Consider the following 13,591-nt stretch of genomic DNA (forward strand, 5'->3'; position numbering starts at 1 on the left):
AGTGAGTTAAACGTTTTTTATCCTAGCATCGGGATCGTCTGAATATTCATGCGTGGGTATAGCGATTTGTACAATTCAATCCCTCATGCAAGGTCTATCCAAATCGCAGCCTTGGAACTATTTTTATAACGAATTTCGCTAGCGCAATAACAACCTGTCGCACTTTATGCAGCTGACATCCTGATTTGCAAATCATCAATCGATGGTGGCGCACTCAAGCGGCGCGTCGCCATAATCGCTGAACGCAATGGTTCATCAAAGGAGCCGGTGGATGTCAAATTTTCCAAGCGAAGTCGACGTTTTGCCCGTGTCACAGCCTGTGCAAGTGAAGGCGCCGGCAACATCGCGTGCCCCCTTGCTAAGCGACGCATTACTCTCGCGCATCGGCGAACGCGCCGCCGCTTATGACCTCGAGAATCGCTTCTTCACGGAAGACCTGGACGACCTGCAACGCGCCGGTTTTCTCCACGCTGCCGTCCCCGTTGCACTGGGCGGACTCGGCCTCACGCTGCCGGAGTTGCTGCACGAGCAAGTCCGGCTTGCGTATCGCGCGCCGGCGACTGCGCTGGCGTTGAACATGCATCAATACTGGATTGGGGCGGCGCTTCATCTGTTGAGGAAGGGCGATACTTCCGCGCAATGGATTCTCGAAGAAGCCAGCGCCGGCAAAGTGTTCGCCGCCGGACACGGCGAACCCGGCAACGACCTGGGTCTGGCGCATTCATTCGTTACGGCGACGCCACTACCCGACGGCAGTTATCGTTTCGATGGCCGCAAGGTCCTGACCTCGCTTGCACCTGCATGGGACTGGCTCGGCGTGCATGGGTTGGATAACTCCGATCCGGCGCATCCGAAGATCGTGCACGCGTTTATCCGGCGCGAGTCGCCTGGGCATCGGACGGTCCAAACCTGGGACGCGCTTGGGTTGCGCGCCACACGCAGCGACGATACCTATCTTGAAGGCGCTATCGCGGCGCGGGAACACGTGACGCGCGTGCTACCCGCCGGGATTCCCAACGACCCGTTCGTGGACGGCATCCTGGGCGCCGTGCTGCCAGGGCTTGGCGCGGTGTACTTCGGCATCGCAAAACGTGCGTTCGACCTGGCGGTCAGCGCAGCACGCAGCCGCACGTCGGCTGCGTTGCAGGGACAGACCTACGCGCATAAGCCATTCACGCAAGCTGCCGTCGCGGAGGCCGCGATCGAACTCGACAGTATTGAAGCATTGATCGAGCGCGTAGCCGCGCAGTGGTGGGAAGGTTATGCAGACGACGAACCGTGGATCGCGAAATTGCTGGCCGCAAAACAGCATGCCGTGGACGGTGCGCTGCGCGTGGTGAACTTGTCGCTGAAAATAGCCGGCGCAGCGTCGTTGTCGCGCCGGAATGAACTCGAACGCTTGTATCGCGATGTACGGGCTGGCGCGTTCCATCCGCCAAATGCCGACGCCTCACATGAGCTCATCGGTCAAGCGTATCTTGGCGTGCTCGGCGAGGTGTGACTGAGTAAATAAATGCGGCGCTACGCATGCCGGGAGTCTTCTGTACCGCCTGGGGGGACCAATAACAGGCGTGTCGCGGGTGAGACGATTTGATCGTGGGACGCATGCCGCGGCTCCCCAACTGACAACAGCAGCTTGGCTTATCGCTGCACCGCGATTGATTGCCACCCGATGGCTAGTCCGCTTGGTCGCCACTCAAGACCGAAAACGCATCCAATTCTTAGCAAAGCAGAATTGCTTTCTTTGCGCCGGAATTTGATTCGCTTATCTTCGCGTCGGCTTCCTGAAAGAGTAAGCGTCAAGAGCCTTCGAAAGCTCACGGCGTTGCTGCGAATAAGGCAATGATGTGGAGATTAAAATGAATCTGATGCGTGGCATTCGTGCTTTCCTGCTCATGTCGACTATGTCGGCTATGTCAGCCGCGGTGACGTTGGCACATGCCGCAGATCCCGCGAAACAAGAGATCCGCTTCGGCGCAACCGCGGGTCCATATGCCGACCAGATCCGCTATGGCATAAAACCCGTGCTGGAGAAGGAAGGCTATAAGGTTAGCATTGTCGAATTCACCGACTATGTGCAACCCAATCTTGCCCTGGCGGACGGCGCACTCGACGCCAATGCGTTTCAGCACGAGATCTACCTGAAGAAATTCTCCGACGAACATAATCTCAAGCTTTCCGAACTGATCAAGGTCCCGACCGCACCGATCGGCGTCTACAGTCACAGATTCAAAAGTCTTGCGGACGTGAAGGACGGCGCGACTGTGTCGCTGCCCAATGACGTCACTAACCAGGCGCGTGCAATTGTGCTGCTGGAACAGATCGGCTGGGTTACGCTCAAACCGGGGACGAATCCGGTCACTTCATCCGAGCGGGACATAGCCACCAATCCGCATAAGCTCAAGCTGTTGCCGCTGGATGCCGCGCAACTGCCCCGCTCCCTGGACGACGTAGATTACGCGTTCATCAACGGCAATTTTGCGTTGGCCGCCGGGTTGAAGCTTACCGACTCGTTGTTGCTCGAAAAGATTCCGCCGCACTACCTCAACCTCGTCGCGGTTCGTGGTGTCGACATCGATAAACCATATGTTCAGGACATCGCCAACGCCTATAAGTCTCCCGAGTTCAGGCGCGTGGTAGACGAGCGATTCAAGGGATTCACGCGGCCCGACTACCTGCGCTGAACGACCGGTCTGTTCCAATCCCTGCCACATGGGTCAGAGTGGCAATTCCCGAACCGGCGTGCCGTCGAGCCACGCATGGATCGCTTCCACAATCTGCGAAAAGGCGGCGCGATAGGTGTTTTCGGTGACGTAGCCAATATGGGGACTGGCGAGCACATTGGGCAGGAACCGGTACGGATGGTGAGGCGCAAGCGGTTCTTCATCGAACACGTCGAGTGCCGCGCCGGCAATGCGCCGTGCCTGCAGTGCTTCAATTAGCGCTGCTTCGGAAACGATCGGCCCACGCGAGGTGTTAACCAAATAAGCGCTCGGCTTCATTAGCGCCAATTCCCGCTCGCCGACAATCCCCAAGCTGCGATCGCCGAGTTTCAGGTGAATGGACAGCACATCCGCGTCCCGAAACAACTGGTCTTTGTCGACACGTTCAACGCCGTGTTCCGCCGCCCGCTCGGTCGTCAGGTTTTCGCTCCAGGCGATCGTGCGCATCCCGAATGCCTGACCCAGGCGCGCGACCGCCTGCCCGATACGGCCTAGTCCCAGCAAACCGAGGGTCTTGCCGTTCACGTCCACGCCGAGGCCGACCTGCCAGCCACCCGCGCGCACTGAGGTAGCTTCTGCATGCAGGTTGCGCGTGATGGCGAGGATCAACGTCCAGGTGAGCGCCGGCGTAGCCGCAGAGTCACCGCCCGTAGTCCCCGATACGACGATTTGCTGCGCGCGGGCGGCATGCAGGTCGATCGCTGCGTTCCACATGCCGACAGTGACAATCAGCTTGAGAAGGGGCAAGCGCGCGAGCAGCGCGGCGTCCAACCGGGTGCGCTCTCGCATCAGCACGACTACGTCGAATGGTGCGAGGCGCGCGGCAAGTGCATCGGAGTCGGCGACATGGTCGTGAAAGAAAACCGGCTGCGCTCGCGGCGCGAGGCTCGCCCAATCAGCGAGCCCACTGGCGACCTGCTGATAGTCATCGAGCACTGCAATGCGCGCGACGGTGGAATCTGCCATGGGTTGGGTCCTGTTGTTAGGGAGGGTAGTGAGCGCTGACATAGTGGACGCCGTTTGAAGATGGCACGCCAGGAGAATAGCTCGTCGGCGCAAAACCCGCTGCTTGCCAATGACCGGGTCCGGATCAACATTGCCCAGTATCAGGCCACCGGATACGCCGGCGGCAATCTGCATCATCTCGTGTTGCTTCTGCTAAGCCGCAGCCCACGACGCTAACGGCGACGATGTATTCCGGTGTTACGTTTGTTCATGTCACACCGATCTCGAACAGATGATGCGTCAGATCATTTTCTGTTCCGCCAGCGCGCGCTTTTTTCCAGCCGAGGGAGCGCGCGTAGCTGCCCATCAATCCCTGTTCGATGAGCGTTTCTTCTGACACCGTGACGTGCCCATCTGCGCACGGGTCGACATACATGGCATCCACGGGACAATAAAGTTCGCACATGAAGCACGTTTGACATTGGTCCGGCCGGGCAATGACGGGTATGGCGCCATCGACCGCATCGAAAACACCTGTCGGGCATACCTCCACGCAGCGATTGCAGGACGTGCAACGGGACTCGCTGATAAGTTCGATCAAGACCGTTTTCCTTGGCTAGTTCGCAACGGCCTCTGTTACGAACGTAAATGTATCGATGCCGGCGACCACTTGCCGGTAATGCTGGGCGTCTGAGCGCGCGGGAAAATCGGTGCGCTGATGCAGGGCACGCGACTCGGTGCGGCGCAGCGCGCTTCGATACCCTAGGCGGGCCACGTAGAGCATCGCGCGCGCGGACCGCGCGTGCGCGGCCGCTGCAGCATGGTCCGCGGGCTCATGCCACGCGCGCTCAAGCGCGTCGAGCGCAACGCCAAGACCCGCTGCGTTGCGAAAGAGATTGGTTTGCAAAGGCCAGACGTACTGTTCAATCACCTGTCGCGAGAGCTGCGGATCGGAGAGCGCAGGCATGTCTGTTGCGGGCCGCAACGGCACGGGTGCGTGAGAGCGTTGTCCAACCGCGAAAGCGCCGGCGGCAGCGCCTGCCCACGCTCCTGTCACGATCGCCCATGCCGAGTTAGGCGAGCCTCCGCCCGTGCGACCGCCGACCACAACCTCACGGGAGGTCACATCGCCTGCCGCATAGAGGCCGGGCACGTCGGTCGCGCAATCCCGCCCGCTCAGCCGGATGCCGCCGGTCCCGCGCACCGTGCCCTCAAGCAGCAAGCTGATCGGAAATCGCTGCGTGAAAGGATCGATACCCTTGCGATCGAAAGGCAGGAATGCATTGGCCTGGCCGCTGCGCAGCCAATGCTGAATGTCCTTGCTGGCCCGGTCGAAAACGGCGAACACCGGTTCCTCGGTCAATACTCTCGCGACCGAGACGAACGGCTCGTCGTCGATGATTGGAATCTCGCTGCCGTCCTCGCGCGAGTAGGTGCTCCATACGAAAGGGAGCCCTTTGGTGACGGACGAGTGACTCGAGGCCAGCCCATACTGGTTGGAAAACTCCATACCCGAAAACCGCGCGCCCGCCTCTCCCGCTGCAAGATGACCGTCGCCGGTGCACACATTCGTGCCCAGCGCACCGCTCATGAACGCGCAGCCGCCCGTCGCCATCACGGTGGCGTTGGCCTGGACCTGCCATCGCCCCCCGCCCCTCGACACGCCATGAGCCCCCACCACGCGACCCTCATGGCCGAGCAGGCCGAGCATCGGACTGTGATCAAGAATTTGCACGCCGGCTCGCTTGATCTGCAAGCGCATGAAGCGCATGTAGTCAGGTCCTCGCAAGGTCGCGTAGTTGATGGTGCCCGCTTCTGTCTTCGGGAACGGATAGCCAAGTTCGGCCAACAAATGCAATTGCTGCACCGCGCCCTGCAGGAGCGCGCCGGTCCAACTGCGTTCGCTAAGACCTCCGCCGCAAAGGTAGCGCTCGGCGAATTCGGCTTCATGGCGCGCCGGGTCGCTGACGTACCAGACATTGTTGTTCGACGCGGCAGCAGCGCCGGACGTGCCGCAATAAGCCTTGTCCGCAAGCACGACGCGTGCGCCCTGGCGTGCCGCGCTCAACGCGGCCCATGTACCCGCCGGACCGCCGCCGAGTACGAGTACGTCCGCCTGGAGAACGATGCTCGCAGCCACCGAATGCGTATCGCTCATGCGTGTCCTTCCCAAGGCACCAGCACGCGCTGGAGATATCGCAATCCCCATTCGAACAGGCCCGCAATCAACGCAATAACGATGATGCCCATGATCACCACGTCGGTGACGAGGAACTGCGCCGCCGACTGGATCATGAAGCCAAGGCCGCGCGTGGCGGCGATCAGCTCCGCCGCAACCAACACCGACCAGCCCACTCCGAGGCTCACGCGAATTCCCGTCAGCACATCTGCAGCGGCCGAGGGTACGACGATGTAGCGAATGAGTTGCCAGCGCGTCGCGCCCAACGCCTGAGCGCCACGCAACCGGCTTTGCTTTACCCGTCGCACGCCTTGCTGAGTGGAGATGGTCAGGGGTGCGAAGATAGCCAGCCAGATCAGCAGGATCTTGGAGGGCTCGCCAATTCCACACCAGATCACGATCAGCGGCAGGTACGCAAGCGGCGGCACGGGCCGATAAAATTCGATCAGCGGATCCGCAATTGCGCGCGCGGTCGGATTGAGCCCGATCAGCACGCCAAGCGGCACGGCGGTAACGACTGCCAGCGCCAGCGCGGCAAACACCCGCGACAGGCTTGCGACCGTGTGTTGCCAGAGCGTGGCATCGCTGAAACCGTTCACGGAGACATCGAAGAACTTGCGGGCTATCGCTACTGGCGAAGGCAGGAACACGGGACTCACGAGCTGAAGCCGGGTAGCGATACTCCAGAACGCGATCACGGCCACGACGGTCGCAACACTGATCAGCCGGTGCCGGTTAAGCGGCAAACGACGACGCGCCGGTGCCGAGGGCTCCAGGCGGGACGCCGGATAGCCGGCCACCTGCTCGATATCGCTCATGGTTATTCCTCTTCGTCGGCGAAAATCTGGCTCTCGATGTCGTCGCGCAGGCGCAAGAACGCCGGATCGGCCTTGATGGCGCGAGACGTTTCTCTCGCGACGAAACGCTCGCCGAAATCGAGCCGCTGGACCGAAGCAATCCGCCCGGGATTCGCGCGCATGAGGACCAGATCGGTCGCCATGAACAGCGCTTCGGAAATGTCATGCGTGATCATCACCATGCCCTTGCCGCATCGTTTCCAGAGCGTGAGCAAATACTCCTGCATCTTCAGCCGGGTGGACGAATCAAGTGCGCCGAGCGGCTCGTCGAGCAGCAGGAAACGGGGATCGACAGCGAGTGCGCGCGCGAGGCCCACGCGCTGACGCATACCGCCCGAGATCTTCCAGAGCGGATACCGGGCGTAGGCTGTCAAGCCGGTGAGATCGAGCAGCGCAGACACGGTCGCGCGCCGCTGCGCCTGTGGCGCGCCAGCGAGGACCAGCCCGAAACCAATGTTCTGCTCGACGTTCTGCCAGGGTAGCAACGCATCGTCCTGAAACACCATGCCGCGCTCGGAACCCGGTCCCGTGACCGTCTTTGCGTCAAGACTCACGGTTCCCGCCGACGGTGCGATGAACCCCGCGACCACATTGAGCAACGTGGTCTTGCCGCAGCCGGACGGACCGAGCACGACAGTGAAGCTCCCGTCACGCAGGACGAGATCGAGTTCCGAGAGAACCGTGTGCGGTCCGCGCGGAGTATCGAACGCAACGCTGAGTGAGTCGATCCGGATCATCGAATTACTTTCCCTCTGCCTGTGTCACGTTGGAAGCCGTGACGGTCGGCGCATAGTCAGGCAGAACGGCATCCACGCGCTTTTGTTCCTTGAGGAACGCAGAAGTATTGGCGAGCGCCTTGGCCGTGCCGCCTCCGAGCAAGGCTGGCGTCGTCTGCTCGCCGAGCAGCGGGAAGGTCGTCCCTTGCAATAATGCAGGCAGGTCCGCCGGGTCTGAACCGCTGATGCGGGCAATCTCCTTCACCTGCAACGTATCGGCGTTCCACGTCGCACCGTCCTTGCGATACGCGGCATTCTGCACGCCCGTGACCTTCGCAAAGCTCACGAGGAAGTCCGGATGGGCCTGCGCGAAATCCTTGCGGGCAACCCAGGCGAGGAACGTAGGCGAGCCCCATTTGCGTACGTCCGCGGATGTGATCAGGACCTTGCCCGTCTTCGCGATCTTCCCGAGCGCCGGATCCCATATATAAGCGGCATCGATGTCGCCGCGTTGCCATGCGGCGGCAATTTCCGGCGGCGCCAGGTTCAGGATGGTGACCTTGTTCGCCGGAATGCCCCAGTGCTTGAGTGCTGCGAGCAAGCTGTAATGCGTGGTCGAGACGAACGGAACCGCGACCTTCTTGCCGATCAGGTCCGCCGGCTTCGTAATGTTGCTGCCGTTGCGTACGACCAGCGCTTCGGCGGTGCCGATCTCGGCCGCAATGAAGAAGGTTTCGAGCGGCAGGCCTCGCGTGACGCCCGCGGCAAGCGGACTGCTGCCCGTGAAGCCGACCTGTACGTCGCCCGACGCCATGGCTGCAATTACGTCGGCACCATTAGTGAATTTTCGCCAGTCGATCTTGTAGCCGCTGGCCTTCTCATAGAGCCCTTCCGCTTGTGCAATCTTGGACGGCTCGATGTCCGTCTGATAGCCGATGACGACTGTCTTTTCGGCCGCGAGGGCCGCCGATGTGAAGCTGCTCGCCAACGCCAGCAGCGCGGCTGCGCGGATCAGATGCTTGAACATGCTTTACAGCTCCGTTAATGACATGCAGAAAGGCGGATGAATAAGCGCCCGTGAATCATGTTGTAATAACAACGGTCCAGGTATTGCAGTATAGGAACGACCGAACCCCGATTCAAAGCAACGAATCCTCACTTACTTAGCGGTTTTATAGCTTTAGACAGCCTGTCTCGAGACACTGAGATTGATGTATTCGCGATCCCTCAGCAGGTATAAAAGCCGTTAAACTTGTGTTGCTTTCTTTTTTGTTGTCATAACATCTAAAGCGATAACTTACCGTCAATGCTCATTCAGGATTCCACTTCCCCTTTGTACAAACGTGTGAAAGAACATCTTCGCGCGCGCATGCTCGACGGCACTTATGGCCCCGAGACACAACTTCCGACCGAGCAGGCGTTGTGCGACATGTTTGAGGTAAGCCGCATCACTGTGCGGCAGGCGCTTGAAGCGCTGCGTCAGGAGGGACTCGTCAAGAAAGTGCATGGACGCGGCACGTTTGTCTCGCCGCCGCGTGCCTATCAGAACGTCGACGCCTTGCAGGGATTTTCCGAGGCAATGGCGCCGCTAGGTCACAAGGTCAGCAACCAGCTCGAAGGCTTGCGTTACCTCGAAGCACGCGAAGAGATTCGCTCACGGCTCGATATGGAGGAAGGCGCCCGCGTTGCCGAGATCAAGCGCGTACGGTTCCTGGACGGAGAAGCCATCTCGTTCGAGACCACCTATATTGGCGAACCACTCGCGAGACAGTTAACCAGCGCCGACCTCGCGACCCAGGATATCTTTCGTCTTCTTGAAGAACGCAGCCAGGTTCGCGTCAATCATGCGAACGTTGCAATGGATGCCATTCCCGCGGACGAAGAAACCGCCGCTGCCTTGGGGCTTGCGCCGCTTACTCCAATACTGAGAATCGAGCGGCATGTGTTCGACGCACACGGCCATCCAATCCTGTTCGAGTACCTGCACTTTCGCGGCGACGCGTTTCAGTACCGGATGCGTATCGACCGTGATCCTGCGTCAAAACGAGCCGCACAACAATGACCTTCCCATGAATAAGTCTGCCAGCGTTAGTTATCCTGTGGATCCTGAGCGTCGACGCATCGCCAACCAGAAAGTGGTGGAACGCGTCGCCGCGACGCAGCCCGTGCTGGCTGGCTGTGAGCGCGCGGCCAACGCACTGAACCTCGCTGACGGCGAACTCGGCCACGCCGGTCCGCCATTCGACGAACTCGCCGAGATCCCTGCCCCGGTACTGAACGCCTTGGCCGGCGCAGCGGTGTACGAAGGCTGGGCCGGCACCCTGGATGCAGCACGATCAAGCATTCTGCGTGGCGAAATCCGCCTGCGTGCCAATCATGACCTGGGCACTGTCTCGCCAATGAGCGGTGTCGTGCGGCCGAGCCAGATTGTCATGCGCATCGAGAACCGCACAGGTCCAGGAGTCACATATGCAACCCTTGGTGAGGCGGGCCGCTGCGTGCTGCGCTTTGGCTGTTACGACGCGCATGTAGCAGCAGGGTTGCGCTACCTGGACGATATAGTCGGACCCGCGATTGCTCGCGCACTTCCGCCAGGCGGAGTGCCCGTTTTGCCACTCATTGCAGAAGGGTTGGCGTTGGGTGACGACGTGCATCAACGTAACATCGGTGGCATGTTTGCGTTCGCGCGTCAGCTTGCAAGCCTCGAGAATTCGGTTTGCTCCTGGCTGCTCTGGAATCCTCAGCATTTCCTCAACTACGCGATGGCCGCCGCAAAACTTGCCCTTGATCAGGCGGAAGGGATCGCTGATAGCACCATCGTTACGGCAATATCGCGCAACGGGTCCTCGTGCGGCGTGCGCGTGGCGGGCATGGGCAAGCGCTGGTTCTGTGCGCCGGCAACAATCTCTGATGGACATTTTTTCGCGCCGCATTCGCGTGACGACGCTCAGCGCGATCTTGGCGACAGTGCGATCATGGAAACCTTCGGCCTTGGCGGCGCGGTATCGCACTGCTCGCCGGAGCTTGCTCGCATCATGTTGCGAGACTGGCCGCAATCAGAAGCCGCAGGGCGTTCGATGCGGGCGCTGTTCTGGTCCGCCCATCCCTTATTCGCGCCTGCCTTGGCTGGATCGGAAAAAGCAGGACTCGGCCTTGATGCACAGCGAGTGGTTGAGGAACAAAGTCCCGTGCGGATTCACACCGGCATCGCCCATCGCGACGGCGCAACAGGATGGATTGGAATCGGCGTGGCGAGCGCCCCGCTCAGTTGCTTCGAGCAGGCGCTCAGTGCAGTGGGGCAGGCATAAGCAGGCAGCCTTGCGGCCGCATCTCGTGAACAAATGTAGCCGCTGTGACCCTACCCCAGCAACCCTCATTTCTACGCACCCGTTCTATGTCCGCAGATAAAATCCACCACTTCGTAGCCGATGCAAGCCCGCCGCCGCCGTCCTCGCTGTATTCGCATGCTGTGCAAGCAGCAGGCTGGCTATACGTCACCGGACAGCTTCCAACGGACCCGGACGCGCCCACCGCAGCGCCTGCTGAAGGCGTCGGAGAGCAAGCAGTCGTCTGCTTCGAGAACCTCACCCGTATCTTGAGACATGCCGGATATGGTTACGAGGATGCCGTATTCGTGCGCATCTACCTCAGCGAGTTCGACCGTGATTTCGCCGCGTTCAACGCGATCTACACGCGCTATTTTCCGCAAGACAGTGTCAGCCTGCCCTCTCGCACCACCGTCGGCGTGGCACGCCTTGGCAGGGCGGCGCTCGTCGAAATTGATCTGGTCTGCTATCGACAGCCCTGAGCTCGTGCACCTGCGCCTTACCCGGAAAGATCTCAAGCCGCATGCAAGGCCGGGGCCTCAGGAATCGCGAGAATCAACTCGCGCGTGTAATCGCTGGCCGGGTGCTGAAACAGCTCTGTCGTGGCGCCGTACTCCACCTGCTGCCCCGCGTGCAGAACCGACACCGAATGTGCAAGTTTGCGAACCGTGTCCAGGTCGTGCGTGATAAACAGGTAGGTCAATCCCAGCTCTTGCTGCAATTGAAACAGGAGACTCAGGATCTGCGCCTGCACGGTGACGTCGAGGGCGGAGGTGGCCTCATCCAGGACCAGAACGGATGGATTCAGTATCAGCGCACGGGCGATGGCGAGCCGTTGCCTCTGCCCCCCGGACAAGGCCCGAGGTTTGCGTTGCAGCACTGAGAGCGGCAGGGCCACGCGCTCGGTCACGGCTTCCACCTGACATTGCCGTTCCGCCTTCGGCGGTCGATCGAAGTTCAGCAAAGGTTCTTCGATCAGTTGGAACACCGTCTGGGTCGGATCAAGCGACGTGAACGGGTTCTGATACACCAATTGAATCTTCCGGCGAAACAGACGCAACGACTCACCCCGCAACGCGCTGACATCCACACCCTTCACCAGGATCGCGAGTTCTATGCCGATCTGAAAACCGCGGCGACATCTCAAGGATGCGCCGCCGACCATGTGGTCATACTGCCGGGGATAAGCGCAGCGATCGGTTCAACCGATGCCGAAGGACGTGCGCTGCTCGAAGAGCTGAACAGCCTGACCGACGTCAGTGTTGGATTGAGCCGTCTGTCAAACCGCTTTGGCGGATTCGACTTTTCGCACCTCGACCTCGATCAGCCCCTCTCCGTGGACGATTTTCCGGACCCCGCCACCGTGCAGGCGGCGCAGAGCCGCGCAGCGGTGATTACCGGTCTCGTGGCGCGCGAGCATCCCACGCTGCGCGCGCTGCTGCATCAGTTGGCGGGCGCAGCGGGCATTTCACGATTGCAGGCTCACCTGAGCGTGTGGCCGACGTTATCGAAGACTGGGTGGGAAGCCGCGCCGCAGACGGCTTCAACGTCATGCCTCCCGTGTTGCCGACACAACTCGATACGTTCATCGATCACGTCGTCCCAATCCAGCAGCGGCGCGGTTTGTTCCGCCGCAATCACGAGGCCACTACCTTGCGCGGCTATTACGGGCTCGCAAGTCCGGCGAACCAATATTTCCCGTCCTGACTGCCGTCTGATCCAGACTGTCTACATGCATCCAGCACTGAGCGCAGCGCGACGCCCGCCGGCATATGACCTGGCTACGCGCCGGATCGTTATTCAAAAATCGCGCTAAACAAACGACTATTTAGTCGTTCCATGAACATCCCCGACGATCTAAAGTATTTGATCCGCCGCAGCACGGGTGAGTCACGGCGATTGGTCATGCTGATGTCGCCCGGCACGCCGCTTTGGCAGAGCATTGAATTCCGCACCATCATCTTCTTCGGCCAGCGACCAGACGCACTGTGCCGTTTGCGGCAGATCACTAAAAGGCAGCAAGCTCATGATTGAAGTCCATTACTGGCCAACTCCGAATGGCAAGAAGGTCACCATTCTCCTTGAGGAGCTGGGTGTTCCCTACACGATTGTTCCGGTGAACATCGGCCGAGGCGATCAATTCAAGGATGAGTTTCTCGCGATCAGCCCCAACAACCGAATGCCGGCCATTATCGACACTGAACCGAAGCGCGATGGCTCGCCGGTCAGCGTATTCGAGTCCGGGGCGATCCTCTTTTACCTGGCCGAAAAGGAAGGCCGCTTCTGGCCTCAACACGATGTTCAAGCCAAGTATGAAGTAACCCAGTGGGTGGTCTGGCAGATGGCCAACCAGGGGCCGAAGTTCGGCGAGCGCGGGCACTTCTCGCGGGTCCCGGAAAGCGCTGGCGACCAAACGTACGCCCGGCGTCGATTCAACGACGAGGTCCACCGCCTCTATGGAGTGCTGAACAATCGCCTGTATGATCGCCGCTACCTGGCCGGCGACGAATACACGATTGCGGATATAGCGTCGTACCCCTGGACGGTCTCCTGGCAGCAACAAGGCATCGACCTGGCCGAATTCCCCCACTTCAAACGCTGGTTCGAGGAACTGTCCGAGCGGCCGGCGGTGCAACGAGGTTTGGCGGTGACGGCCGGAGAGCCGGAAGATCCCGCCAGCGTCACGCCCGAGGAACAGGAACGCCGCCGCAAGATTCTTTACAACCAGCGCGCCCGTCCTGCGCCCTCGATTTAAAGCGGCAAAGCCCGCTGAGACATGCACGTCACGCCGGTCTCGAACAGACGATGCGTCAGATCATCCTGTAAGCAATGGGGCATCGAGTAA

The 13,591-nt window shown here is 60.4% G+C and carries 15 protein-coding genes and 1 pseudogene; 9 read left to right on the top strand and 7 right to left on the bottom strand.

The window, feature by feature from the left end; genetic code table 11:
• Positions 1–271 precede the first annotated feature (271 nt).
• A complete protein-coding gene (locus EOS_RS15785) occupies positions 272–1,501 on the top strand; it encodes an acyl-CoA dehydrogenase family protein (protein WP_082163370.1) in 1,230 nt (409 codons plus the stop codon).
• A gap of 358 nt (positions 1,502–1,859) precedes the next feature.
• On the top strand, positions 1,860–2,684 hold the full coding sequence (locus tag EOS_RS15790; RefSeq protein ID WP_047847604.1) for a MetQ/NlpA family ABC transporter substrate-binding protein: 825 nt from the start codon (positions 1,860–1,862) through the stop codon (positions 2,682–2,684).
• Positions 2,685–2,717: 33 nt separating this feature from the next.
• On the opposite strand, the gene EOS_RS15795 is transcribed toward EOS_RS15790, so the two are convergent.
• Positions 2,718–3,689 (bottom strand): D-2-hydroxyacid dehydrogenase family protein, encoded by a 972-nt coding sequence (locus EOS_RS15795; protein WP_047847605.1) that lies wholly within the window; start codon positions 3,687–3,689, stop codon positions 2,718–2,720.
• A 54-nt stretch (positions 3,690–3,743) separates the two neighbouring features.
• Between EOS_RS15795 and EOS_RS47080 the strand changes: the two genes are divergently transcribed.
• Entirely contained in the window at positions 3,744–3,905 is a 162-nt protein-coding gene (locus EOS_RS47080; protein WP_160312500.1) for a hypothetical protein, read from the top strand.
• 31 nt (positions 3,906–3,936) lie between these two features.
• On the opposite strand, the gene EOS_RS15800 is transcribed toward EOS_RS47080, so the two are convergent.
• The 5 genes from EOS_RS15800 to tauA are packed head-to-tail and all read right to left on the bottom strand — an operon-like array spanning position 3,937 to position 8,447.
• Positions 3,937–4,269: a 4Fe-4S dicluster domain-containing protein gene (locus tag EOS_RS15800; RefSeq protein WP_047847606.1), complete on the bottom strand. Its 333-nt coding sequence runs from the start codon at positions 4,267–4,269 to the stop codon at positions 3,937–3,939.
• Positions 4,270–4,284: 15 nt separating this feature from the next.
• On the bottom strand, positions 4,285–5,826 hold the full coding sequence (locus EOS_RS15805) for an FAD-dependent oxidoreductase (protein ID WP_047847607.1): 1,542 nt from the start codon (positions 5,824–5,826) through the stop codon (positions 4,285–4,287).
• The gene (gene tauC / locus EOS_RS15810; protein WP_047847608.1) at positions 5,823–6,665 is read right to left on the bottom strand and encodes a taurine ABC transporter permease TauC; all 843 of its coding nucleotides are present in this window, start codon (positions 6,663–6,665) and stop codon (positions 5,823–5,825) included. The genes EOS_RS15805 and tauC overlap by 4 nt, the downstream gene beginning before the upstream one ends.
• Positions 6,666–6,667: 2 nt before the next feature.
• Positions 6,668–7,441, bottom strand: coding sequence for a taurine ABC transporter ATP-binding protein (locus tag EOS_RS15815; protein WP_047847609.1), 774 nt, complete (start codon positions 7,439–7,441; stop codon positions 6,668–6,670).
• A gap of 4 nt (positions 7,442–7,445) precedes the next feature.
• Positions 7,446–8,447: a taurine ABC transporter substrate-binding protein gene (gene tauA, locus EOS_RS15820; protein WP_047847610.1), complete on the bottom strand. Its 1,002-nt coding sequence runs from the start codon at positions 8,445–8,447 to the stop codon at positions 7,446–7,448.
• A 318-nt stretch (positions 8,448–8,765) separates the two neighbouring features.
• Here tauA and EOS_RS15825 point away from each other — a divergent pair, with 318 nt between their 5' ends.
• From EOS_RS15825 to EOS_RS15835, 3 genes are all read left to right on the top strand, one after another.
• On the top strand, positions 8,766–9,482 hold the full coding sequence (locus EOS_RS15825) for a GntR family transcriptional regulator (protein WP_326972929.1): 717 nt from the start codon (positions 8,766–8,768) through the stop codon (positions 9,480–9,482).
• A 7-nt stretch (positions 9,483–9,489) separates the two neighbouring features.
• Positions 9,490–10,728: a YlbE family protein gene (locus tag EOS_RS15830; RefSeq protein WP_047847612.1), complete on the top strand. Its 1,239-nt coding sequence runs from the start codon at positions 9,490–9,492 to the stop codon at positions 10,726–10,728.
• An 86-nt stretch (positions 10,729–10,814) separates the two neighbouring features.
• A complete protein-coding gene (locus EOS_RS15835) occupies positions 10,815–11,228 on the top strand; it encodes a RidA family protein (protein ID WP_047847613.1) in 414 nt (137 codons plus the stop codon).
• A gap of 32 nt (positions 11,229–11,260) precedes the next feature.
• Here EOS_RS15835 and EOS_RS15840 read toward each other — a convergent pair.
• Positions 11,261–11,830 (bottom strand): annotated as a pseudogene (locus EOS_RS15840) (ABC transporter ATP-binding protein); the annotation flags it as partial.
• Between the two features lie 81 nt (positions 11,831–11,911).
• Between EOS_RS15840 and EOS_RS15845 the strand changes: the two are divergent.
• From EOS_RS15845 to EOS_RS15850, 3 genes are read left to right on the top strand one after another with little or no spacing between them, the layout of a single operon-like run.
• Entirely contained in the window at positions 11,912–12,562 is a 651-nt protein-coding gene (locus EOS_RS15845; protein ID WP_235442832.1) for a hypothetical protein, read from the top strand.
• Positions 12,563–12,585: 23 nt separating this feature from the next.
• Positions 12,586–12,780 (top strand): hypothetical protein, encoded by a 195-nt coding sequence (locus EOS_RS46265; protein ID WP_152693126.1) that lies wholly within the window; start codon positions 12,586–12,588, stop codon positions 12,778–12,780.
• Entirely contained in the window at positions 12,773–13,501 is a 729-nt protein-coding gene (locus EOS_RS15850; RefSeq protein ID WP_047847614.1) for a glutathione binding-like protein, read from the top strand. Before EOS_RS46265 ends, EOS_RS15850 begins: the two co-directional genes overlap by 8 nt.
• The last annotated feature ends 90 nt before the right edge of the window (positions 13,502–13,591 follow it).

It is taken from the genome of Caballeronia mineralivorans PML1(12), from assembly GCF_001028175.1.
Classification (GTDB): Bacteria; Pseudomonadota; Gammaproteobacteria; order Burkholderiales; family Burkholderiaceae; genus Caballeronia; species Caballeronia mineralivorans.

Coding starts and splice junctions, on each gene's coding strand:
- EOS_RS15790 (WP_047847604.1), top strand. CDS start 1,860: ATGAATCTGATGCGTGGCATTCGTGCTTTCCTGCTCATGTCGACTATG.
- tauA (WP_047847610.1), bottom strand. CDS start 8,447: ATGTTCAAGCATCTGATCCGCGCAGCCGCGCTGCTGGCGTTGGCGAGC.
- EOS_RS15815 (WP_047847609.1), bottom strand. CDS start 7,441: ATGATCCGGATCGACTCACTCAGCGTTGCGTTCGATACTCCGCGCGGA.
- EOS_RS15830 (WP_047847612.1), top strand. CDS start 9,490: ATGAATAAGTCTGCCAGCGTTAGTTATCCTGTGGATCCTGAGCGTCGA.
- EOS_RS15785 (WP_082163370.1), top strand. CDS start 272: ATGTCAAATTTTCCAAGCGAAGTCGACGTTTTGCCCGTGTCACAGCCT.
- tauC (WP_047847608.1), bottom strand. CDS start 6,665: ATGAGCGATATCGAGCAGGTGGCCGGCTATCCGGCGTCCCGCCTGGAG.
- EOS_RS15835 (WP_047847613.1), top strand. CDS start 10,815: ATGTCCGCAGATAAAATCCACCACTTCGTAGCCGATGCAAGCCCGCCG.
- EOS_RS15795 (WP_047847605.1), bottom strand. CDS start 3,689: ATGGCAGATTCCACCGTCGCGCGCATTGCAGTGCTCGATGACTATCAG.
- EOS_RS15805 (WP_047847607.1), bottom strand. CDS start 5,826: ATGAGCGATACGCATTCGGTGGCTGCGAGCATCGTTCTCCAGGCGGAC.
- EOS_RS46265 (WP_152693126.1), top strand. CDS start 12,586: ATGAACATCCCCGACGATCTAAAGTATTTGATCCGCCGCAGCACGGGT.
- EOS_RS15850 (WP_047847614.1), top strand. CDS start 12,773: ATGATTGAAGTCCATTACTGGCCAACTCCGAATGGCAAGAAGGTCACC.